This is a genomic window from Gammaproteobacteria bacterium, from assembly GCA_035501935.1.
Classification (GTDB): Bacteria; Pseudomonadota; Gammaproteobacteria; order JAJPIJ01; family JAJPIJ01; genus JAJPIJ01.
Genome location: DATJVC010000023.1, coordinates 24,104 through 46,994 on the forward strand (window position 1 = coordinate 24,104; position 22,891 = coordinate 46,994).

23 protein-coding genes are annotated in these 22,891 nt (G+C 61.1%); 20 read left to right on the forward strand and 3 right to left on the reverse strand.

The features are described 5' to 3' along the window. Positions 1-24 precede the first annotated feature (24 nt). The 4 genes from recO (at position 25) to VMH34_05790 (ending at position 3,554) form a co-directional block, all read left to right on the forward strand. Positions 25-729 (forward strand): DNA repair protein RecO, encoded by a 705-nt coding sequence (gene recO / locus VMH34_05775; protein HTT08282.1) that lies wholly within the window; start codon positions 25-27, stop codon positions 727-729. Between the two features lie 78 nt (positions 730-807). Continuing rightward, positions 808-1,545, forward strand: coding sequence for a pyridoxine 5'-phosphate synthase (gene pdxJ, locus VMH34_05780; protein ID HTT08283.1), 738 nt, complete (start codon positions 808-810; stop codon positions 1,543-1,545). Next, positions 1,521-1,922 (forward strand): holo-ACP synthase, encoded by a 402-nt coding sequence (gene acpS / locus VMH34_05785; protein HTT08284.1) that lies wholly within the window; start codon positions 1,521-1,523, stop codon positions 1,920-1,922. The genes pdxJ and acpS overlap by 25 nt, the downstream gene beginning before the upstream one ends. 3 nt (positions 1,923-1,925) lie before the next feature. Continuing rightward, positions 1,926-3,554: a peptide chain release factor 3 gene (locus VMH34_05790; protein HTT08285.1), complete on the forward strand. Its 1,629-nt coding sequence runs from the start codon at positions 1,926-1,928 to the stop codon at positions 3,552-3,554. Positions 3,555-3,565: 11 nt separating this feature from the next. On the opposite strand, the gene VMH34_05795 is transcribed toward VMH34_05790, so the two are convergent. Beyond that, the gene (locus VMH34_05795; GenBank protein HTT08286.1) at positions 3,566-5,869 is read right to left on the reverse strand and encodes an Rne/Rng family ribonuclease; all 2,304 of its coding nucleotides are present in this window, start codon (positions 5,867-5,869) and stop codon (positions 3,566-3,568) included. A gap of 353 nt (positions 5,870-6,222) precedes the next feature. On the opposite strand from VMH34_05795, the gene VMH34_05800 reads away from it, so the two are divergent. Next, positions 6,223-7,224 (forward strand): RluA family pseudouridine synthase, encoded by a 1,002-nt coding sequence (locus tag VMH34_05800; protein ID HTT08287.1) that lies wholly within the window; start codon positions 6,223-6,225, stop codon positions 7,222-7,224. A 32-nt stretch (positions 7,225-7,256) separates the two neighbouring features. Further along, on the forward strand, positions 7,257-8,219 hold the full coding sequence (locus tag VMH34_05805; protein HTT08288.1) for a S49 family peptidase: 963 nt from the start codon (positions 7,257-7,259) through the stop codon (positions 8,217-8,219). Here the strand turns inward: VMH34_05805 and VMH34_05810 are convergent. Further along, positions 8,211-8,822 (reverse strand): Maf family nucleotide pyrophosphatase, encoded by a 612-nt coding sequence (locus tag VMH34_05810; GenBank protein ID HTT08289.1) that lies wholly within the window; start codon positions 8,820-8,822, stop codon positions 8,211-8,213. The genes VMH34_05805 and VMH34_05810 overlap by 9 nt on opposite strands. 136 nt (positions 8,823-8,958) lie before the next feature. Between VMH34_05810 and VMH34_05815 the strand changes: the two genes are divergently transcribed. From VMH34_05815 to VMH34_05880, 14 genes are all read left to right on the forward strand, one after another. Then, positions 8,959-9,393 carry a DUF177 domain-containing protein gene (locus VMH34_05815; protein HTT08290.1) on the forward strand — a complete coding sequence of 145 codons (435 nt, stop codon included), beginning with the start codon at positions 8,959-8,961 and terminating at the stop codon, positions 9,391-9,393. A 34-nt stretch (positions 9,394-9,427) separates the two neighbouring features. Then, the gene (gene rpmF / locus VMH34_05820; GenBank protein HTT08291.1) at positions 9,428-9,607 is read left to right on the forward strand and encodes a 50S ribosomal protein L32; all 180 of its coding nucleotides are present in this window, start codon (positions 9,428-9,430) and stop codon (positions 9,605-9,607) included. A gap of 39 nt (positions 9,608-9,646) precedes the next feature. Beyond that, complete coding sequence (gene plsX, locus VMH34_05825; GenBank protein ID HTT08292.1) at positions 9,647-10,663, forward strand: phosphate acyltransferase PlsX; 1,017 nt, start codon at positions 9,647-9,649, stop codon at positions 10,661-10,663. After that, entirely contained in the window at positions 10,660-11,637 is a 978-nt protein-coding gene (locus VMH34_05830) for a beta-ketoacyl-ACP synthase III (protein HTT08293.1), read from the forward strand. Before plsX ends, VMH34_05830 begins: the two co-directional genes overlap by 4 nt. Then, positions 11,638-12,579 (forward strand): ACP S-malonyltransferase, encoded by a 942-nt coding sequence (gene fabD / locus VMH34_05835; protein ID HTT08294.1) that lies wholly within the window; start codon positions 11,638-11,640, stop codon positions 12,577-12,579. It abuts the gene before it with no gap. After that, positions 12,580-13,323, forward strand: coding sequence for a 3-oxoacyl-ACP reductase FabG (gene fabG, locus VMH34_05840; protein HTT08295.1), 744 nt, complete (start codon positions 12,580-12,582; stop codon positions 13,321-13,323). A 160-nt stretch (positions 13,324-13,483) separates the two neighbouring features. Beyond that, entirely contained in the window at positions 13,484-13,720 is a 237-nt protein-coding gene (acpP, locus tag VMH34_05845) for an acyl carrier protein (GenBank protein ID HTT08296.1), read from the forward strand. Between the two features lie 111 nt (positions 13,721-13,831). Further along, positions 13,832-15,073, forward strand: coding sequence for a beta-ketoacyl-ACP synthase II (gene fabF, locus VMH34_05850; protein ID HTT08297.1), 1,242 nt, complete (start codon positions 13,832-13,834; stop codon positions 15,071-15,073). Positions 15,074-15,088: 15 nt separating this feature from the next. Continuing rightward, the gene (gene pabC / locus VMH34_05855; protein ID HTT08298.1) at positions 15,089-15,961 is read left to right on the forward strand and encodes an aminodeoxychorismate lyase; all 873 of its coding nucleotides are present in this window, start codon (positions 15,089-15,091) and stop codon (positions 15,959-15,961) included. Then, positions 15,954-16,985, forward strand: coding sequence for an endolytic transglycosylase MltG (gene mltG, locus VMH34_05860; protein HTT08299.1), 1,032 nt, complete (start codon positions 15,954-15,956; stop codon positions 16,983-16,985). Before pabC ends, mltG begins: the two co-directional genes overlap by 8 nt. Continuing rightward, the gene (gene tmk, locus VMH34_05865) at positions 16,982-17,605 is read left to right on the forward strand and encodes a dTMP kinase (GenBank protein ID HTT08300.1); all 624 of its coding nucleotides are present in this window, start codon (positions 16,982-16,984) and stop codon (positions 17,603-17,605) included. The genes mltG and tmk overlap by 4 nt, the downstream gene beginning before the upstream one ends. Next, positions 17,599-18,612 carry a DNA polymerase III subunit delta' gene (gene holB, locus VMH34_05870; protein ID HTT08301.1) on the forward strand — a complete coding sequence of 338 codons (1,014 nt, stop codon included), beginning with the start codon at positions 17,599-17,601 and terminating at the stop codon, positions 18,610-18,612. Before tmk ends, holB begins: the two co-directional genes overlap by 7 nt. Beyond that, positions 18,609-18,965, forward strand: a complete 357-nt coding sequence (locus VMH34_05875) for a PilZ domain-containing protein (protein ID HTT08302.1) — start codon at positions 18,609-18,611, stop codon at positions 18,963-18,965. Before holB ends, VMH34_05875 begins: the two co-directional genes overlap by 4 nt. A 61-nt stretch (positions 18,966-19,026) precedes the next feature. Beyond that, the gene (locus tag VMH34_05880) at positions 19,027-19,827 is read left to right on the forward strand and encodes a TatD family hydrolase (protein HTT08303.1); all 801 of its coding nucleotides are present in this window, start codon (positions 19,027-19,029) and stop codon (positions 19,825-19,827) included. 17 nt (positions 19,828-19,844) lie between these two features. Here the strand turns inward: VMH34_05880 and VMH34_05885 are convergent, their stop codons facing one another. Continuing rightward, complete coding sequence (locus tag VMH34_05885) at positions 19,845-21,935, reverse strand: copper-translocating P-type ATPase (protein HTT08304.1); 2,091 nt, start codon at positions 21,933-21,935, stop codon at positions 19,845-19,847. Positions 21,936-22,891: the final 956 nt, after the last annotated feature.

The following is a 22,891-nucleotide window of genomic DNA, read 5'->3' on the forward strand; positions in this document are numbered from 1 at the left end:
GTTTGACAGGAAGGGTTGCTCGTAATGCGGGTTGACCTGCATCCGGCGTACTTGCTGCACCGGAGGAATTACCAGGAAAGCAGCTATATCGCGGAGGTGCTTTCCTCCCAGCACGGCCGCGTGGCCCTGATCGCGAAGGGAGCCGCCCGTCCTTCCGCGAAAAGGGCCGCGGGCGCGGCGGCAGCCCTGCAGCCTTTCCAAATGCTCAATATAGCCTGGGCCGGACGGGGCGAACTGCCGGTGCTGACCGGCATTGAATCCTTGGGCCCGGCGCATTTAAACGCGTCAAAATTATTGAGCGGATTTTATATGAATGAATTGTTGCTGCGGCTGCTTCATCGTTCTGATCCGCATCCGGAGTTGTTCGACGCTTACCAGCGGGCGCTGCGTGACCTGGCGGGGGAGGATCGGCCGGAATGGCCGCTGCGCCAATTTGAAGTTCGGTTGTTGCGCGTCATCGGTTATGCGCCGATATTGGATCGCGATGCGGTCTCCGGTCTGCCGGTGCGGAATGATGCGCGCTACGGATACCGCCTTAGCCAGGGGCCCAGCACGGCGTGGGATGGCGACCAGGAAGCCATTGCCATCAGTGGGGCGGGCCTGCTGGCCCTGGCGGGCAATCAGCCTCCGGATCGCGAACTATGGCCTGAGCTCAAACGGTTGTTGCGGGCGCTGCTCGCAGTACATCTTGGCGATCGGCCGTTGACCACGCGTGCATGGGTGCGCTAACAGCGCCGCTTCAGTTTCACGTGTGGCAAAGTCACTGTAGAATGCACGCCCCTTGAACTCGTCAGGGCTCGAATACCCATGCCACCTGCGCCGCCATTGCTGGGCGTGAATATTGATCATGTCGCGACTTTACGGCAGGCGCGACATACGTTTTATCCGTCTCCGCTCGATGCGGCGCTGCTGGCCGAAGGCGCGGGCGCCGATCTAATCACGGTGCACCTGCGCGAAGACAGGCGTCACATCCAGGAGGAAGACGTGCATCGACTCGCCGCTGCGCTGCGGGTGCGATTGAATCTTGAAATGGCGATGACGGAAGACATGATTAATTTCGTGATGCGCCTGCAGCCTTCGGACTGCTGCCTGGTGCCTGAACGCCGCGAGGAATTGACCACCGAAGGCGGTCTGGACGTGGCTGGCCAGACTGACAGGGTGCGATCGGCCTGCGCCAGAATAACGGCGGCCGGCGTGCGTCTGTCACTGTTCATCGATCCGGTTCAACAGCAGGTGGACGCCGCCAGCAAGAGCGGCGCGCCGGTCATCGAGATTCACACCGGCCATTACGCCAATGCCGCCACGCCGGAAGCGCAGGAGAGGGAATTGAACCGCATACGTTCTGCCGCACATCGGGCGCTGGCTCTCGGGTTGCAGGTCAATGCCGGCCACGGACTGCATTATGACAATGTCCTCCCCATCGCCGCGTTGCCGGAGATTCGCGAATTGAACATCGGTCACTCGATTATTTGCCGGGCCGTATTGCACGGTCTGCCGGCGGCGGTGCGCGAGATGAAACAATGCCTGCAAAGGGCGCGCGCATGATTTTTGGCATCGGCGTGGACATGGTGGAAGTGACACGCATCGAATCGGCGCAAAGACGGTTTGGTCCGCGCCTGGCGCGGCGCCTGCTGGCGCCGGAGGAGTTGCAGGAGTATGCCCGCTCCCGCCGGCCATCGCAGTTTCTCGCCAAACGCTTCGCGGCCAAGGAGGCACTGGTCAAGGCGCTGGGCACCGGCATCGGACGCGTGCTTTCCTGGCGGGCCATCCGCGTGGCACATGATCAAAAAGGGCGGCCCTATTTCGATCTCGGTTCGACTTCGGGATATTTATTAAACCAGCATCAGATTTCGGCAAGTCACCTGAGTATTTCAGACGAGCGGGGTTATGCGCTGGCTTTCGTCATCCTGGAGCGTACATAGAAGATGAGCACAAGGCCATCCACTGTGCACAGCACCGCGTCGGAATCACCGGCCGAGGTCCTCCGTGCCGAAGTCGGCCGGCGCCGCACGTTCGCCATCATTTCCCACCCCGACGCCGGCAAGACCACGCTGACCGAAAAACTGCTTTTGCTCGGCGGCGCCATTCAAATCGCCGGCACCGTCAAGGGGCGCAAGAGTTCGCGCCACGCCACCTCGGATTGGATGGAGATCGAGAAGCAGCGCGGCATCTCTGTGACCTCATCGGTGATGCAATTTCATTATCGCAACTGCGTCATTAATTTGCTGGACACGCCAGGACACGAGGATTTTTCAGAGGATACGTACCGGACCCTCACCGCGGTGGATTCGGCATTGATGGTCATCGACGCCGCCAAGGGTGTGGAGGAACGCACGATAAAATTATTGGAAGTATGCCGGCTGCGAAATACCCCGATCATCACCTTCATCAACAAGCTGGATCGCGAAAGCCGCGACCCGTTGGAATTGCTGGATGAAATCGAGCGGATTCTGAGGATTCAATGCGCGCCGGTGACCTGGCCGCTGGGCTCGGGGAGGGACTTTCGCGGTGTCGTCCAACTGCAAGATCAGCGCGTGCGCCTGTTCCGCTCACGCAGCGATGACGGCACAGGCGAGGGCAGGCTGCTGGATGGCATGGGGCATCCGGAAGTGCGGGCCGCCCTGGCGGGACAATGCGGCGAAGTCGAGGAGGCCATGGAACTGGTGCGTGCGGCAGCTACGGCGCCCGATGAAGGCGCCTTTCTCGCCGGCAAGCAAACCCCCGTGCTGTTCGGTTCGGCCCTGAACAGTTTCGGCGTGCGTGAACTTTTGGATTATTTCGTGGTGCATGCTCCACCGCCACGCCATCGCGATACTTTGACGCGTACCGTGCAGCCAGTGGAGGAGAAATTCAGCGGTTTCGTCTTCAAAATCCAGGCAAACATGGATCCCGCGCATCACGACCGCATCGCCTTCCTCCGCATCTGTTCGGGCCGATATCACAACGGCATGCGCGTACGCCATGTGCGTGCAGGCAGGGATGTGACGCTGCAGGGGGCGCTGCGTTTCATGGCGCAGGATCGCGGCGCCACGGAAACCGCCTGGCCCGGTGATATCATCGGCCTGCACAACCACGGCACGATTCAGATTGGCGACACCTTCACCCAGGGTGAGAACCTGAAATTTATCGGCATACCCTATTTCGCGCCGGAATTGTTCCGACGTGTCGTATTGCGGGATCCGTTGCGCATGAAGGCGTTGCAGAAGGGTCTGGTGCAGTTGAGCGAGGAGGGCGCCACTCAGGTGTTCCGTCCATTGCTCGGCAATGAGCTGATTTTGGGGGCGGTGGGAATGCTGCAATTTGAAGTGGTGGCCTGGCGCTTGCAACATGAATACGGCGTGCAATGCAGCTTCGAACAGACTCCCGTTGCCGTGGCGCGCTGGGTGGAATGCGGTGACGGCGGCCGTTTGAAACAGTTCGAGGAAAAACTGCACGCGCACCTGGCGCGCGACGGCGCCGGCAATCTGGCCTATCTGGCGCCCAGCCGCGTCCATCTGGAATTGACCATGGAACGCTGGCGGGAGGTTCAATTCCGGACCTCCCGCGAACATTAAAAAAGAAGGTGCTACGGATCCGCGGAAGGTTCCGGGGGACGATTGGGGTTGATTTCCGTGACTTCCTCGTCCGAACTGCGATCCTCAGTAGAGTCAGGGTGATCTTCGAAGGAATGTTCCGTGACTGAAGAAGACGCTTCTTCCTGAGGCTCCGGATGTACCGCCGGCTCCTTGTGGAATCGCGGATGCAGTTCCGTGATCGCCTCGGAATCCTGCTCCGCTTCCATGCCGATGTGAGACTGCTCATCGCCAGCCATCGCCGGTTCTGATTCAGGGGCGGTCGCACCGCCATCTTCCGCATGGCGCTTTTCGGAGTGCACCTGCATGCCCCGCTCCCCCTCACGGCGCCGGCGTCGGCCGCCGCGGCCACCTCGCCGACGTCGGCCACCACGGCGATGCTCGGAAGCCTCGTCTTCCTCGGGATGGACTTCGGCAGGCGCTGAAACAGCCGTGGGTGCGGCGGATTCCTCCACCGGTTTGGCGGGTGGATGGCGTGCGGGACGATGCCCCCCACCGCGATGCTTGGCGTCGCGGCCCGCCTTCGGTGCGGCATGATGTGGCTTGGGGCGCGCGGGACGATGATCCGGCTCGGCGGGCGCGGCCTGTTGATACCCCGCGTCATTGGCGGGGGCCGCCCCGAACAGGCGCGAGAACAGGCGCTTGGCGGTGCTCCAGAGCCCGGCTTCGGAAGTCACCACGGGCATGGTTCGCGGCGGTAGTCGCTTGTGCACGTCCTTGACGGCCGGTTCCTCATGGAGCGGCTTCAATGGCGGTGGTATTTCCGGCTCCTCCAGCGCGGGTGCGGCCACCAGCTTGTAGCTGCTTTCGCTGTGCGCCGAATGGCCGGTGTCCTGATCCCGCAGGCGCTCCAGTTTGAAATGCGGCGTCTCGAGGTTGATGTTGGGCACCAGCACCACGCTGATCTTGTGCCGTTCTTCTATGCGATGGATCTCGCGCCGCTTTTCGTTGAGCAGAAAGGTGGCGGCATCCACCGGCACCTGCGCCACCACCTTGGTGGTGGATTCCTTCATGGCCTCCTCCTCGATGAGGCGGAGGATGGACAGCGACAGTGATTCGACGCTGCGGATGGCCCCATTGCCGCTGCAACGCGGGCAGACGATGTGGCTGAATTCCGCCAGCGAAGGGCGCAGCCGCTGCCGCGACATTTCCAGCAGGCCGAAGCGGGAAATCTTGCCGACCTGCACCCGTGCCCGATCAACCTTCAGGCTTTCACGCAGGCGGTTTTCCACGTTCCGCTGGTTGCGCGGGTTCATCATGTCGATGAAATCGATCACGATCAATCCGCCCAGATCGCGCAGACGCAATTGCAGGGCGATCTCCTCGGCGGCTTCGAGATTGGTGTTGGTGGCGGTTTCCTCGATGTCGCCGCCGCGCGTGGCGCGCGCCGAATTGATGTCGATGGTGATCAGCGCCTCGGTCGGCTCGATGACAATGGAACCGCCGGAGGGCAGGGTGACTTCGCGATCGAACGCGGATTCGATCTGGCTTTCAATTTGATAGCGCGTGAACAGCGGAACGCTGTCGCTGTACAGTTTGAGCTTCTTCAGATTATGCGGCATGACATGCTGCATGAAATCCGCCGCTTTTTCGTATAGCGACTGATCATCGATGAGAATCTCGCCGATGTCGCTGCGGAGGTAATCGCGGATGGCGCGGATGATGACGTCGCGATCCTGATAGATCAGGAATGGTGCGTGACGTTCGCGCGCGGCTTCTTCTATGGCCTGCCACAACTTGAGCAGGTAATCGAAATCCCATTGCAAATCCTCCGGGCCCTTGCCCACCCCCGCGGTGCGGAGGATAAGGCTCATGCCTTCGGGAACGTTCAGGGCGTTCATGGTGTCACGGGCTTCGTCGCGATCGGCGCCCTCGATCTGGCGCGAGACGCCCCCGCCGCGGGGATTATTGGGCATCAACACCAGATAGCGCCCGGGGAGGCTGATGAAAGTGGTGAGCGCGGCGCCCTTGCTGCCGCGTTCGTCTTTTTCGACCTGGACGATCAGTTCCTGGCCTTCACGCAGCAGGTCACGGATGTTCTGACGGCCGCCGGCGGATTCGGAAAAATATGCGCGCGAGACTTCCTTGAGCGGCAGAAAACCATGACGTTCGGCGCCATAGTCGACGAACGCAGCCTCAAGACTGGGCTCGATATGGACAATGCGGCCTTTGTAAACGTTGGACTTTCTTTGCTCCCGGCCGGTGGACTCGATATCCAGGTCGTAGAGCTTTTGTCCATCCACCAGTGCTACCCGCAACTCTTCCCGTTGAGTCGCGTTGATCAACATTCTTTTCATTATCGCAATCCCGTAGCGTCGGCGGCTGGTTTCCGGCGGCGGCGTCACTCTGGACCACCGCGCACTCGAACCCCGATTGCCACCGCCGTCGCTGATGCGCAACAGCGCGGCAACCACCGCGCACGCCTGTCAAATCCCACAACCCCAAGGGCGTGGAGAAAAAATTGAACGGTATCTCGGTGTCATGCGTACGTGGCGCATGCCCCCATGGCCCACTATGATGATAGCGGCGCCTACCGGTCAAACAGCCGCTGGCAGGCGCTAACCAGATGGATGCACAAGCGAGAAGACTTTAAAGATCATTGAGTTAGCGTACAAATCTCGCAAGCCAGCGGTTAGCTACTATATCAGCGATGAGAATCTACGGCAATAAAACGGCCCTCAAGGGCATGGAAACGGCATTGGAACCGCGTCTGAGCGGCGTCCGGCATGTCCACGTGGACGGCGAACAAGCCGGCCGAAGGGTGGATAATTTCCTGTTTGGTTTGTTGAAGGACGTGCCTAAAAGCCGCGTCTATCGCATGTTGCGCACGGGGGAGGTGCGCATCAATGGACGGCGGGCAAAACCCGAGACGCGCCTGGCGGTGGATGATCGGGTGCGCATTCCACCCGTCCATGTGGAAAACACCGCGCCCCGCGCCCACGGCACAGGCGCGACTCCGCTGCCGGTGACGGTGCTTCATGAGGATCCGGGCCTTTTGGTGATTGACAAGCCCGCCGGCATGGCGGTGCACGGCGGTTCGGGCATTCGTTTGGGGGCCATTGAACTGTTGCGGCGCCAGCGTCCGGAGTGTGCCTATCTCGAATTGGCGCACCGGCTGGATCGGGACACCTCCGGCTGTCTGATGATCGCCAAGAAGCCGTCGATTTTGCGGTTGCTGCACGAACAACTGCGCTCGGGGCGGATTGAAAAACGCTATCTGGCGTTGGTGAGGGGCGCCTGGCAGGGAGGTGAACGGACGGTGCGGGCGCCGTTGCTCAAAAATATCCTCGCCGGCGGCGAGCGCCGGGTCAGCGTCAGCCGCGACGGGAAGGAATCGGTTTCGCATTTTGCGCCAATACAGGTATTCCCGCAGGCCACCCTCGTGGAGGTTCTGCTGGAGACCGGGCGCACGCATCAAATCCGCGTCCACGCCGCGCATATAGGCCATCCCATCGCGGGTGACGGGAAATACGGCGATGTCAAATTCAATCGTGACATGAAACTTCGGGGACTGCGCCGCTTGTTTTTACACGCAGAGCGATTGCATCTGCCGGCACCAAGGCCGGATGAACGGTCATTGGAGTTCCACGCGCCGCTGCCGCAGGAATTGAACGCCGTACTCAATGAACTTAAAACCGGGGTACAATTCTAATTTCTGACACACATCACGACGCAAAGTAACTTATGACGGAACCCGCACCCACATCGGCCGGCAGCAATGACTGGCAACGCCGGCTTGTTGATCGCTTCGCGTTCGAGGTGCTGGCCGAGCAGCGACGCAGCCGCCGGTGGGGGATTTTTTTTAAACTGCTGGGACTTGCCTATCTGTTCTTGCTGCTTGCAGCCTACAGCGGTTCCAGTTGGAAGACCGGTGCCATTACCGCCGGACGTCATACTTCGCTCATCAATATCCAGGGAATCATCAGCGATGACGCGGATGCGAGCGCGGACAATGTCATCGGCAGCCTGCGGGAGGCCTTCGAGGACAAGAACACGGCCGCGATCATATTGCGCATCAACAGCCCCGGCGGCAGCCCGGTGCAGGCGGGTTATATCAACGATGAGATCTACCGCCTGCGTCAGAAACACCCGGACATCAAGGTATATGCGGTCATCACCGATATCTGTGCCTCCGGCGGCTATTACATTGCCTCGGCGGCGGATGAAATTTATGCCGACAAGGCCAGCATCGTGGGTTCCATCGGCGTGCTTATGGACGGATTCGGTTTTGTCGGCACCATGCAGAAATTGGGGGTGGAGCGACGCCTCCTGACTGCCGGCGAGCACAAGGGTTTGCTCGATCCCTTTTCACCGGAGAAACCCGACGAAGTGGCGCACATCCAGGGTCTGCTCAAGGAAATTCATGACCAGTTCATCAATACCGTCAAGAAAGGTCGTCGCGATAGATTAAAGCTGGACGATCCGCAATTGTTTTCCGGATTGGTGTGGACCGGGGTGCAGGCGCTGGAGCTGGGGCTCGTCGACGGCCTGGGCAGCAGCAGCTATGTTGCCCGCGAGGTGATCAAGGAGGAAAAGATCGTCGATTACACCCACAAACAGGACTATTTCGAGCGGTTGACCAGCCGGATGGGCGCCACGTTGTACAATTCCTTCAGTCGCCTCGGCGAACCCGCCCTGTTACGCTGAATGGGCGGCGGGCGCGAACACATCGATGCCGGCGTTGGCCAGCATGCGCGTCAAGGTGATCAACGGCAGTCCGATGAGCGCCGTTGGATCGTCGCCGGACATTTTCTCAAATAGTGCGATGCCGAGTCCTTCGGACTTGAAACTGCCGACGCAATCGTAGGGTTGTTCGCGCAACAGATAGGATTGCAATTCCTCATCCGTGTAATTGCGCATGTGGACCGTATAAGGCACGCATTCCACCTGCTCGGTGCCCTGTGCGGCGTCCAGAACGCAGATTCCCGTGAGAAAAGTCACCGGGCGTCCCCGCATCAATATCAATTGCTCCGCCGCCCTCTGAAAATCCCCCGCCTTGCCGAGCATCTGCGATCCCAGGGTGGCCACCTGGTCCGCCCCGATGATCAGGGCCGCTGGAAAGCGGATCGCAATGGCCCGCGCCTTGTGCCGCGCCAACCGGATGACCAGATCGGCCGGCACCTCCCCCGCATGTTGCGACTCATCCACCGCCGGCGCGAATGTGGTGAACGGCAACCCCAGGCGCTGCAGCAGCATTTTTCGGTAAGGGGAAGAGGAGGCCAGAACGACCCGTGACGGGGCTGAAGACATGGGATCAATTAGCTTTTGAGTTTGTCCGGCATATATAATAGCCGGCCTTATGGGTGGGGTATTACCCGATTATATTGAGCCGCTGCGGCTGGCAGAAGCCGGGGCGCATCTCAACGGAGCGATACCTGCGGAACGCATGCCCAGGTTGGCGCCCTTGCTGATCAAGGGCGCGGATGCGGGTGACGTTTGCGTCGATTTTCATTTTAATGATGATGGCGAAGGTCATCCGGTGTTGACGGGCCGGCTGACCGCCACATTGCCGGTATCCTGCCAGCGCTGTCTGCAAGCCATGACTGTGCGTATCGATGCGCCGGTGCGATTACGCATGGTTCGGGATGAGGGTGAGACGCCGCCTGATGTGGATGTGCTGCTTGTGACCACAGAGGCCATGTCACTTGCCCATATTGCCGAGGAGGAGTTGCTGTTGAGCATGCCGATGACGGCCAGGCATCCACAGGCCGATTGTCCCGTGAAACTGCCGCGTGGACAGGGTCCGGCGGGTGAGCATCCTTTTGCGGCCCTGGCGGCGCTGAAGAGGGAGGGGCGGACGAAGCATTCTGACGTTAAGTGACACTATCATATGAGTTTCAGTAAGGAGATCCATCATGGCGGTACATCAAAATCGTAAAACATCTTCGCGGCGCGGCATGCATCGATCGCACGATGCACTGACACCGGCCACTTTGTCGACCGAACCCACCAGTGGCGAGGTGCATCGCCGGCACCATGTAAGCCCCGACGGTTACTACAAAGGCAAGAAGGTCATTCGCGACGCGGGCGAATAGTCCGCCCGCGCTCCATTCGCGCTGCCTGGCCGGCGTCTTGTGCATACTCGAATCGCGGTGGACGCGATGGGTGGGGACTTCGGCCCGCGTGCCACCGTGCCGGCGGCGCTGGCCGCCATGCGCAAATATCCCGATCTGGCCCTGATCCTGGTGGGCGATGGCGATGTGCTGCGCCGGGCGCTGGTCGCGCAAGGCGTCCCGGAGGGCGAGCGGCTGGTGGTGCGGCATGCCTCCCAGCAGGTTGAGATGCATGATTTGCCTTCGCAGGTCCTGCGCAAGAAGAAAGACTCCTCCATGCGGGTGGCCGTCGATCTGATAAAGGAGGGATTGGCGCAGGCTTGCGTCAGCGCCGGCAACACGGGGGCGCTCATGGCCATCGCGCATTTTGTTTTGAAGACCCTACCGGGCATCGATCGACCCGCGATATGCACCGCGCTTCCCGGCGTGCACGGACACACCCATATGCTGGATCTGGGCGCCAATGTGGATTCCAGTTCCGAGGAGCTCTTTCAATTTGCGGTCATGGGCAGCGTGCTCACCAGCGCGGTTGAGAACAAGGAGCGGCCCACCGTGGCGCTGCTGAATATCGGTGAGGAGGAAATCAAGGGCAATGATCGCGTCAAGCAGACTGCGGCCCTGCTGGCTGGCAGTTCACTGAACTATGTCGGCTATGTCGAAGGCGATGACATCTTCGAGGGCAGGGTTGACGTCATCGTTTGCGACGGCTTCGTGGGCAATATCGCCCTCAAGACAGCTGAAGGTGTCGCCCGCGCCCTCGTGCAGTTTGCGCGGGAGGAGTTCACGCGATCAACCTTCACAAGAATGGCGGCCCTGCTCAGCCGGCCGGCGTTGCGCGCGGTCAGGAAACGGCTGGACCCCCGTGAATACAACGGCGCCAGTCTGCTCGGGCTGCGCGGCATTGTCATCAAGAGTCACGGCAGCGCCGATGATTTGTCTTTTCTGCGCGCCATCGAGGAGGCACGGCTGGAGATTGAAAAGAATGTGCCGGAACGGATTTCCCAGCAGTTGAGCGCCTATCTGGGGACGGCACAATGAACGTCGTTCACTATTCCAGAATAGCGGGCACGGGCGGATATCTGCCCGCACAGGTGTTGACCAACGCCGACCTGGAAAAGCGGATCGATACCACGGACGCCTGGATCAGCGAGCGTACGGGAATAAAAAAACGTCATATCGCCGCCGCCAATGAAACCACTTGTGATCTGGCCGAGCACGCCGCCCGGCGGGCGCTGACCGCGGCGCAAATCACGGCGGGCATGCTTGATTTAATCATCGTCGCCACCACCACGCCCGACGTGGTTTTCCCCAGCACCGCCTGCCTGCTGCAGGCGCGTCTGGGCATCGGGGGTTGCGCCGCATTCGACGTGCAGGCCGTCTGCACAGGATTCATTTATGCGCTGGCGATTGCCGATCAATTCATCCGCGGTGGCACATCGCGGCGGGTGCTGGTGGTGGGGGCCGAAACGCTGTCGCGCATCATCGACTGGACCGATCGCAGCACTTGCGTGTTGTTCGGCGACGGCGCGGGCGCGGTGGTGCTGGAGGCCGCCGATCGGCCCGGCATCTTGAGCACGCATCTGCATGCCGACGGACAATATCAATCCCTGCTGCATGTGCCCGCCGGGGTATCCAAGGGCTACGACCAATTGCGCAATGGCGAGGCCTACATGCAGATGGAGGGCAAGGAGGTCTTCAAAGTAGCCGTGAACACGCTGGGGCGCATCGCGGATGAAACCCTGGCGCACAACCAGATGGATCGGTCCCAGATCGACTGGCTGGTGCCGCACCAGGCCAACCATCGAATCATCGCCGCCACCGCGGAAAAACTAAAATTGCCCATGTCGCAGGTGGTGGTGACGGTGGCGGAGCACGGCAATACCTCGGCGGCCTCGGTCCCGCTGGCGCTCGATGTCGCGGTGCGCGACGGCCGCATCAAGCGCGGTGAAATCCTCCTGCTGGAAGCCTTCGGCGGCGGCTTCACCTGGGGCTCCGCGCTGTTGCGATATTAAATGTCGCTCGCGTTTGTTTTTCCCGGCCAGGGTTCACAGTCCGTCGGCATGTTGAATGCGCTGGCGGCGCACAGCCCGGTCATCGAAGCTGCTTTTGCGCAGGCCTCGGCGGCATTGGGCCATGACCTCTGGCGGGTGGTGCGCGAAGGGCCGGAGAAAAAATTAAACAGTACGGTAATGACGCAACCGGCCATGCTGGCCGCAGGCGTTGCCATCTGGCGTTTGTGGCGCGAGCGGGGCGGCGTGATGCCGCAAATCATGGCCGGCCACAGTCTTGGGGAATACACGGCCCTGGTATGCGCGGACGCGCTTGATTTTGAAGCTGCGGTCACTCTCGTGGCGGCGCGCGGGCGCTGCATGCAGGAGGCGGTGCCCGAAGGCAGCGGCGCCATGGCGGCAATCGTGGGTCTGGAATTGGAACCGTTGCAGCAGATCTGCGCCCATGCCGCGCATGGGGAGGTGGTCGCCTGCGCCAATCTCAATGCGCCGGGGCAAATAGTCATCGCCGGTCTTCGGGCGGCGGTGGGGCGGGCGATGGAGGCCGCGAAACAGGCAGGCGCGAAACGTGCCGTGCTCCTGCCGGTCAGTGTGCCGTCGCATTGCGAATTGATGCGCCCGGCCGCCGATCGATTCCACGCTGTTTTGAACAAATTACCCTTGCAATCCCCGCATATCCGCATCCTGCACAATTATGACGTGGAATCTCATGATTCGCCTTCGGACATCGTCGAGGCGTTGCGGCGGCAGCTTTACAGTCCCGTGCGCTGGATAGAAACTACGCAAAAGATCGCCGCCAGCGGCGTGCGTTTCCTGATCGAGGCCGGTCCGGGCAGGGTGCTGAGCGGGCTGTGCAAACGCATCGACAAGACATTGCAATGTCTGCCGGTTTACGATCCGGAAACATTACAGGCGGCACTGACCGCGACTTCGGGGGGACAATAAATGGAATTGTCCGGGCAAATCGCGCTGGTTACCGGCGCCAGCCGTGGCATCGGCGCCGCGATTGCACAGGCCCTGGCGCAACAGGGCGCCATGGTCATCGGTACGTCGACGACCGCTGCCGGCGCGGCGACCATCAGTCAGGCGCTGCAAGGGTTCAATCCCGCCGCACAGGGCGTGGTGCTGGATGTGACTCAGCCAGGCTCCATAGAAGCATTGATGATCGCATTGGAAGCGCAGAAGCTGAGTCCCTCCATCCTGATCAATAACGCGGCGATCACCCGTGACAATCTGCTGATGCGGATGAAAGATGAAGAATGGGAGGCCGTGGTGAACGCCAATCTGTCCTCCGTGTTTCGTCTTTGCAAAGCGGTGCTTCGAGGCATGATCAAGGCGCGCTTTGGGCGCATCATCAATATCTCCTCCGTGGTGGGAGAGACGGGAAATCCGGGGCAGTGCAATTACGCCGCCGCCAAGGCCGGCCTGTCCGGGTTCACCAAATCGCTGGCCCGCGAAGTGGCCAGCCGTGGCATCACCGTAAATGCGGTGGCACCGGGGTTCATTGACACCGACATGACCCGTGCGCTCAACGAGGCGCAGCGTGAAGCCCTGTTGTCGCAGATCCCCGTCAACCGGTTGGGCAGACCGGAGGACGTCGCCGCCGCCGTGGTCTTTCTGGCCTCCAAATCAACCACCTATATCACCGGGGAAACCCTGCACGTGAATGGCGGCATGTACATGCCGTAAATGTTTATTTATAACTTTAATTATACAATATAACTAATTGATATTATATATAAAATTAATATTTATACAAATGATAATTTTTGCTTGCAAGTTGAGTGGTTTCCACTAAACTAACGCCGCCGCAGAGATGGCGGCCAAAACGTTGGAGGAGTCATCCGCTATGAGCAGCATCGAAGAACGGGTAAAAAAGATCGTGATTGAACAATTGGGCGTGAAGGAAGAAGAAGTGAGCAATGAGTCCTCTTTCGTGGACGATCTGGGCGCGGATTCTCTGGACACGGTGGAACTGGTGATGGCGTTGGAGGAGGAATTCAAGACCGAAATTCCGGATGAGGAGGCCGAAAAAATCACCACCGTTCAGCAGGCTATCGATTACGTCAAGGCCCATCAGGGTTAATGCCCGCAGGGGTCACGGAAAGGCCGCCGATCATGAGGCGATGATCGCGGCCTTTCGCATTAATGAGCGGCGGCGGAATGTAATGTCAGTATCATGGGAGGATTACCGGTAGTGGCGAGAAGACGCATTGTAGTGACGGGGTTGGGCATGGTCAGCCCGGTCGGTAACACGGTTGCGGAATCCTGGGCCGCCATACTGGCGGGTCGGAGCGGCATCGGACCGATCACCGTTTTTGACGCCTCCAATTTTTCCGTGCGCATCAGCGGTGCCGTCAAGAATTTCGATCCGACGCAATACATCACCCCCAAGGACGTGCGCAAGATGGATACCTTCATCCATTACGGCATGGCGGCGGGCATCCAGGCCATCACGGATTCGGGCCTTGAGATCAACGAAGGAAATGGCGAACGGGTCGGCGTCATCATCGGTTCCGGCATCGGCGGCCTGCCGGGCATCGAGGAGAGCTACAGCGAATATTTGCGCGGTGGCCCACGCAAGATTTCCCCCTTCTTCGTGCCCAAGAACATCATCAACATGATCTCCGGCAACCTGTCCATCAAATACGGCATCCGCGGACCCAGTTACGCCATCGTCTCGGCCTGCGCCACCGGCGCGCACAGCATCGGCGACGCCGCGCGGCTGATCGAGCGCGGTGACGCCGACATCATGGTCGCCGGCGGCGCCGAGATGGCGACCACGCCCACCGGCATCGGCGGTTTTGCCTCCGCCAAGGCGCTGTCCACCCGCAATGACGAGCCGGAGCGTGCCAGCCGGCCGTGGGACAAGGATCGCGACGGGTTCGTGCTGGCCGATGGCGCCGGTGTCATGGTGCTGGAGGAATACGATCATGCCCGCAGTCGCGGCGCGCGCATCTACGTCGAACTCACCGGTTACGCCGCCAACAGCGACGCACACCACATGACGGCGCCCTCCCCGGGGGGAGAGGGCGCTGCGCGCTGCATGCGCATCGCCCTCAAGGATGCCGGTCTGAATGCCGAACAGGTGCAGTACATCAACGCCCACGGCACTTCCACGCCGTTCGGCGACAAGGCGGAGACCGATGCCGTCAAGAGCGTTTTCGGCGCGCACGCCTACAAGCTCGCCATGAGTTCCACCAAGTCCATGGTGGGCCACATGCTGGGCGCGGCCGGTGGTGTGGAGGCCATCTTCACCATACTCGCCATCCGCGATCAAGTGGCGCCGCCGACCATCAACCTGGATACGCCAGATCCGGAGTGCGATCTGGACTATGTGCCCAATCAGGCGCGACCGATGAAGATCGACGCGGCGTTGTCCAATTCCTTCGGCTTTGGCGGCACCAACGCCACGCTGATTTTTTCACGCCTGAGTTGACCGCCCGGCGCTGACATGCCGGGGAACAGTGCGGCGCGGACGGCCACGCTCATGTTCCTGATCAACGGCGAGCATCGCGATTCCCTACCGGCGACCGACCGCGGCCTGCAGTATGGCGACGGTTTGTTTGAAACCGTGGCCGTCATCGCCGGCCGGCCACAGCACTGGCAGGCACACCTGAAACGGCTGGAAGCCGGTTGCGCGCGGCTGGGGATCCCGTTCCCCGGATCAACAATGCTCGACGACGAATTCAGCCGCATGCCGCAATCGACCGGGCGCTGGGTGCTCAAGATTATCGTCACCCGCGGCAGCGGTGGACGCGGCTACCGTCCACCCATGCCCGCGCAACCCACGCGCGTGCTCTGCCGGTATCCGTGGCCGGATTATCCTGATGATCTCGCCGACCAGGGCGTGCGCACGCGCGTGTGCACCACCCGGCTGGGCTTCAATCCGGCGCTGGCCGGCGTCAAACATCTCAATCGGCTGGAACAGGTAATGGCCCGCCGCGAATGGGACGACGCCGGAATTGCCGAGGGCTTGATGTGTGACGCTGAAGGGCGTCTCATTTCGGGAACCATGAGCAATCTGTTTCTGGTGACGCGGGGCAGGGTGGGCACGCCGATCTTGACGCACGCGGGCGTCGCCGGCGTGATGCGCGAGCAGGTCATCGATGCCTGCCGCCAGTTGAATCTGCCCGTGGATATCGGCGCATGCGGAGAACCGGACCTGAAACGGGCGGATGAAGTATTCCTCACCAACAGCCTCATCGGCATCTGGCCGGTAATCGAGATTGTGGGAACGGGAGGTGGAACGATGCAACCCGGCCCCGTCACCCGCGCCTTGCGGACGCACATGCAGGAACTGGGCGCATTACCCCAACATGGTTAAACGCCTCTGCATTCTGGGGCTCATCGCGGCCGTGCTGGGAGCGGCGGGATGGCACGCATATCGCTGGCTGCGTGATGACTATGCGCGCTGGCAGGCCACTTCCCTGCAAGTGCCGGCGGACAAGGTCACATACGAACTCCGCCCCGGCATGAGCGTGCGGGCCGTGGCGGAAGATCTGGAGGCGCGCGGCTATCTGTCGCAGCCACTGTATTTCCGCCTGCTGTCCCATCAACGCGGGCTGGCCGGAAAAATCAAAAGCGGTGAATACGCCATCGAACGCGGCATGACGCCGCTGGCCCTGCTGGAGCGCTTCGCCGCCGGCCGCACGGTGGAGTATTCCATCACCCTGGTCGAAGGCTGGACCTTTGCACAGGTGAGGGCCGCCTTGGAGCAGCACCCGGTGGTTATCAACACATTCAAGGGCATGGATGACGGCCTCATCATGCAACGCCTCGGACACCCCGGAGAACATCCGGAGGGCCGTTTCTTTCCCGATACGTACCGCATCAGGAAGGGCAGCACTGATGCCGAGGTGTTGACCCGCGCCTATGGGCGGATGGAGAAATTATTAAACGACGTTTGGATCGCGCGCGCGGCGAATCTGCCCTATCAAACCCCCTACGAGGCCTTGATCATGGCCTCGTTGATCGAGAAGGAGACTGCGGTGCCCGGCGAACGCCCGCTCATCGCCGCGGTCTTTCTCCACCGGCTGCGCGTCGGCATGAAATTGCAGACCGACCCGACCGTCATTTACGGTCTGGGGGCGTCCTTCGATGGCAACCTGCGCAAGCGCGATCTCGAAACCGATACGCCTTACAATACCTATACGCGCGCCGGCCTGCCGCCCACCCCGATTGCCATGCCGGGCAGAGGCGCCATCGAGGCGGCCCTGCACCCGGCAACGTCGCCGGCACTGTACTTCGTGGCGCGGGGTGACGGCAGCCATCAATTTTCAAACACCATCGAGGAGCACAATCGCGCCGTGGCCCGCTATCAACTTTCACAGAAAAGCGCCCGCCCGTGAGCGCGCTGTTCATCACTCTGGAAGGCGTCGAGGGTTCCGGCAAAAGCACCCATCTGCCCTTCGTCGCCGACTGGCTGCGCCAGCGCGGCCGGCAGGTGGTCATCACCCGCGAGCCCGGCGGCACGCATCTCGGCGAGCTGATACGCGGCATCCTGCTCGACAACCGCCATCAGGACATGTCCGCCGACGCCGAACTTCTGCTCATGTTCGCGGCCCGGGCGGAGCATCTGCATCAAGTAATCAAGCCCGCGCTGGCCAAGGGCTCGGATGTCGTCTGTGATCGTTTTACCGACGCCACCTACGCCTATCAAGGCGGCGGCCGCGGCCTGTCCGCGGAGCGCATCGCGCAACTGGAGCAGACGGTGCAGGGCGAACTCCGCCCGCATTTCACCCTGCTGTTCGACGCGCCGTTGGAAGTCACCGTCGAACGTGCACGATCGCGAGGGCAGCCGGATCGCTTCGAGAACGAACGGCTGGCGTTCCATCGGCGGGTGCAGGATGTTTATCGCACACGGGCGACGGCCGAGCCGCGGCGCTTTCTGATCATCGACAGCAGCGGTACGGTGGAAGCCACGCGGGCATTGCTGACGCGCAAACTCACGGAGCGGGTGCGGTGCTGAGCCCGTATCCATGGCAGGCGGAGGCCTGGCAGCGGCTGCAAGCCTGGCGCCGCAGTGAAACCCTGCCGCACGGCCTGTTGCTGACCGGGCCACTGGGCAGCGGCAAGTTCGACATGGCGCGCGTGTTCGCGCAAGGATTGTTGTGCGTCCGCGCTGTTGACGGAATACCGTGCGGGGAATGCCAGGGCTGTCATTGGGTGGAGGCTGGGACGCACCCCGATCTCCGCCTGATCACTTTTGAAGTGGACGAAAAGACCGGCAAGACGGCCAAGGAGATCAAAATTGCCCAGATACGCGAGCTGATAGAATTCGCCCAGCTCAAAAGCCACACCGCGCCCCTGCGGATCGCCATCGTCCATCCGGCGGAATACATGAACCGGAACGCGGCCAACAGCCTGCTGAAGACACTTGAGGAGCCGCCGCCCGCCACATACCTTATTTTGATTGCGCATCAGCCCTCGCGATTGCCGGTGACTGTGCGCAGCCGCTGCCAGGTATTGCGCCTGTCGGCGCGCGCGGAGGCCTCCGCCGTGAACTGGCTGAGCCGGCAATCGGCCTGCCATGGCATCGACCCGGCGCCGCTGCTGAGGGAGCACGGTCCACTGGAGGCATTGCGGCTCCTGGAAAGCGGGGAATGGGGTGCGCGCACCACTTTGCTGCGGCAGGCCGGGGATTTGCTGCGCGGCACGGCCGATCCGATTGGAATCTCATCGCAATGGACGCGTCTCAACGCAATCCCATTGCTGGCTTGTCTGGAATCCCTGTTGATTGACGTGGCACGACTCAAGGCGGCGGGAGAGGAGGGGATGCCGGTCCACAAGGATCTGCTGCCCAGTTTGCATGATCTCGCAAAAGCGCTAGACTTTCCGAAATTATTCGACACGCAGGCGCTTATCCGGGAATCCCGGCAGTTGCTGGAACGGGGTTCCAATCTGCGCGAACAGGACGTGCTGGAAGAAATTGCGCTACACTTGTCCGCAAAACCGATGGAAGCCATGACGCCATGAGTGCACCGGCCAGCAATCCCCGCAAGGGCATTTTGTCCCTCACCATCAAGGAAAAAGGGGCGCTATATGCCTCTTATATGCCATTTATAAAGAATGGCGGTCTGTTTGTCCCGACCAACAACGCCTACAAATTGGGTGAAGAGGTATTCATGTTGCTGACTCTGCCTGACAGCAAGGACCGCCTGCCGGTGGCCGGGAGGGTGGTCTGGCTCACACCGAAGGGCGCCCATGGCAACAAGAACGCCGGCATCGGCGTGCAATTCAGCGAACTGGACAAGGGCACCACTCGCGGTAACATCGAAAAGCAACTCGCCGGCGTGCTGAAGTCGGACCGCCAGACCCACACGATGTAACTGTTCCGCGCCGCCGGAAACACGCGGGCATCCCGCTGTCTTTAACTCAGGCATGACCAACATGCTTATCGATTCCCACTGTCACATCCCCCTGGTGCTGGAACAAAATCCGGGTGCAGGATTGACTGAACTGCTTGCCGCCGCGCGCGAGGCGGATGTCGGTGGCATGCTCTGTGTCGCCGTGGATTTGGAAGGCGTGCCCGGTCTGCTGGGCCTGTCGCGCAGTCATCCAAATATTTATATCTCCGTCGGCGTGCATCCCAATGCGCATCCAACGCATGAGCCGGACATGGACACGCTGCTGGCGTATGCTCGTGATCCGCGCGTGGTCGCCATCGGCGAGACCGGGCTTGATTATTACCGCAGCCGGGGCGAACTCGGCTGGCAACACGAACGCTTCCGCAGGCATATCCGTACCGCGCGCGCCGCAAACAAGCCGCTCATCATTCATTCCCGCGAAGCGCGGGGTGACGTCATCAAGGTGCTGGCGGAAGAGAAAGCAGATGATATAGGCGGTATAATGCATTGTTTTGTTGATGATTATGATATAGCACTTAAAGCATTACATTTGAATTTTTTGATCTCGTTCTCCGGCATCCTGACCTTCAAGAACGCCGCGCCACTGCAGGAGGTGGCCAGGAAACTACCGCTCGATCGGCTGCTGGTGGAGACCGACTCGCCTTACCTCGCGCCGGCTCCCCATCGCGGCAAGGGCAACCAGCCCGCCTATGTGCGCCATGTGGCGGAGTTTCTGGCCTCGCTCAAAGGAATGACGTTCGCAGAAGTCGCGGAACAGACCACAAAAAATTTCCTGGATTTGTTTCCCACGACTCGAACCGGTCTGGCTCTCGCCGCAGCCTAGCGTTGCGAGTCGACCCCTTACAAGCGCACCCGGTTGAGGCGCAGGGCATTACCGACCACCGACACCGAACTCATGCTCATGGCGGCGGCGGCAATCATCGGTGACAGCAGCAGGCCGAAGAATGGATACAGCACGCCCGCGGCGATCGGCACGCCAAAGGCATTGTAGACAAAGGCGAAGAACAGGTTCTGGCGGATGTTCCGCATCGTGGCGCGGCTCAAACGGCGCGCCCGTACCATGCCATTCAAATCCCCCCTCACCAATGTCACACCGGCGCTTTCCATCGCCACGTCGGTGCCGGTGCCCATGGCAATGCCGACCTGCGCCTGGGCCAGCGCCGGCGCGTCGTTGATGCCGTCGCCCGCCATGGCGACGATACGGCCCTCGTTTTGCAGTTGTTTGATGATCTCCGTTTTTTGCTCCGGCAAGACTTCCGCGACCACGCGATCGATGTTGAGTTTGCGTGCGACGGCCTCGGCAGTGGAGCGATTATCGCCGGTGAGCATGACCACCTGCAGACCTTCCGCATGCAACGCGCTGATCGCGTTGGCAGTGGTGGGCTTGATCGGATCGGCAACGCCGATGAGGCCGGCGGCACGGCCGTCGATGGCGACAAACATCACCGTCTGACCATCGGAACGCATGGCGGCGGCTTGCGCCTCCAGTTCCGGCGAAGCGATGCCTAGGCTTTCCAATAATTTGTTATTGCCGATGCCTGCTTTTTTGCCGCCCGTGGCGCCGGTGACGCCTTTGCCGGTCACCGATTGAAAATCGGCGACATCGGCCGGGTTCAGACCGCGTGCCTCACCACCGGTCACGATCGCCGCGGCCAGTGGATGCTCGCTGGCGCGCTCCAGGGAAGCCGCGACCTGCAATATATCGTTCTCGGCGAAGCCGGGCAGGGCAACCACGCTGGTCAGCACGGGTTTGCCGAGCGTGAGCGTCCCCGTCTTGTCGGTGACCAGGGTATTCACTTTTTCCATGATTTCGAGGCATTCGGCGTTCCTGATGAGCACGCCGGCCATGGCGCCGCGGCCGGTGCCGACCATGATCGACATCGGGGTTGCCAGTCCGAGCGCGCAGGGGCAGGCGATGATGAGCACGGCAACGGCGTTGACGAAGGCATGGGCAAGCCGCGGCTCCGGCCCGAGGGTCCACCAGGCCGCAAAGGTCATCACTGCGGTCAGCACCACGATGGGCACGAACCAGCCGGAGACCAGATCCGCCAGCCGCTGAATCGGGGCGCGGCTGCGCTGCGCCTCGCTGACCATACGCACGATCCGGGCGAGCAGGGTGTCGCTGCCGACCTTCTCGGCGCGCATCAGCAAGGCGCCGGTGCCGTTGATGGTGGCGCCAATCAGGCGCTCGCCGGACTTTTTCTCCACGGGGATCGGCTCGCCGGTCACCATCGATTCATCGACGCTGCTGCCTCCCTCCGTGACGACGCCGTCCACCGGTACCTTCTCGCCGGGACGCACACGCAGGATGTCGCCCGGTTTCACCTGCTCGAGCGGGATGTCCTCCTCATGGCCGCCGTGGACAATCCGCGCGGTCTTGGGCGCGAGGCCGAGCAGCATCCTGATGGCGGCGCTGGTCCGGCTGCGGGCGCGCAGCTCTAGCACCTGCCCGAACAGCACCAGCGCTGTGATGACGGCCGCGGCCTCAAAATAAACCGGCACCGTGCCGTCGGCCATGCGTAGCGACGCCGGGAAGATGGCCGGCACCGTGATGGCCGCGGTGCTGTACAGCCAGGCGACGCCGATACCCAGCGCGATCAGCGTGAACATATTGAGATGGCGGAATACCAGTGATCGCCAGCCGCGCACAAAGAATGGCGCGGCTCCCCACAGGACCACGGGCGTGGCCAGCAGAAACTCCAGCCATTGCAGCCACACCGGATTGATTACATTCATGACGACATGGGGAAGAAATTCAGCGCCCATCGCCAGCAGAAAAAGCGGCAGCGCCAGCATGGCGCTGATCCAGAAACGCCGCGTCATGTCGGCAAGTTCCGGATTGTGTTCTTGAGCAGTGACTGCGCGCGGCTCCAAGGCCATGCCGCATTTGGGACAGTTGCCGGGATGGTTTTGACGCACTTCCTGATGCATGGGACAGAAGTAGGCAGCTATTTCAGCGGCGGTGTGCTCTGTACGCGGATTCGCCTGTTTGTGATGCCTGGCGTGCCCATGTTCACAGCAGGCGGCCGGTGTATCGCTGGTTTTCATAGTACTTAATGTAATCGAGAAATCAGCCCACCGATTGACGCACATCAATCTAGATAATCAGTAGGCGCCAGCATTGGCGCGGTTCTCCACGTGGTTCCTTGGCCACATATCATTTCGCATAATGTATATTATGTAAAATAGACGAAGGGTCGGGTAAATCAAGTAAAGGGGCTCACCATGACGTGGGCCTTTGAGGTTATCCAAGAAGCCTTCAGCGGTGACCCTCGCCTGTTGAGGGATGTCCAGCTGGCTTGCGGGATCTCTACCGAAGACGCCGCAAAGTTCTGCCTGGTATCGCCGGAAACCTTCCGGGGTTGGCGGAATGGCCGGCGCGCGAACCCGGCCGCTGTGCGCCTGTTGTCAATTCTCGCCGGTTACATGCCCTGGCGTGGCTGGGAGAAATGGCGCATCGATTTCGATGGAGAACTCTGCCTACCTCCTGACCACAAGTATGGCGTCAAAAGGTCAGACATCGTAAACATCCCCTACCTCCTCGGCATCCGTGAAGAATACCTCCGTGCCCGCGGAGAGGAAGGTGTAGCCTCTGACCGCGTCATTGTGCCGATGCGAAAGAAGGCTGCGGCAGCCGTAGAGACACCGCGCTCTCCTGAGAGCCGGAAAGTTCAGCGGCTGCGGGTACGCGCGCCTCCGGAGACTGAGAGCAGACGTAAGACGTCATCGCCTCGGTTAACATCCAGGTCAACAAGGGGGTAACATGAATCAAAGTTTGGGCATGCTGCAAGCATCAGGCAGCGAAGGGCGCCAGATGATAGTTGCAACTCTGGGAGAAACTCAGACCCAGATAAACTATTTTGATTCTGCAGGAGGACTTGTGGTTT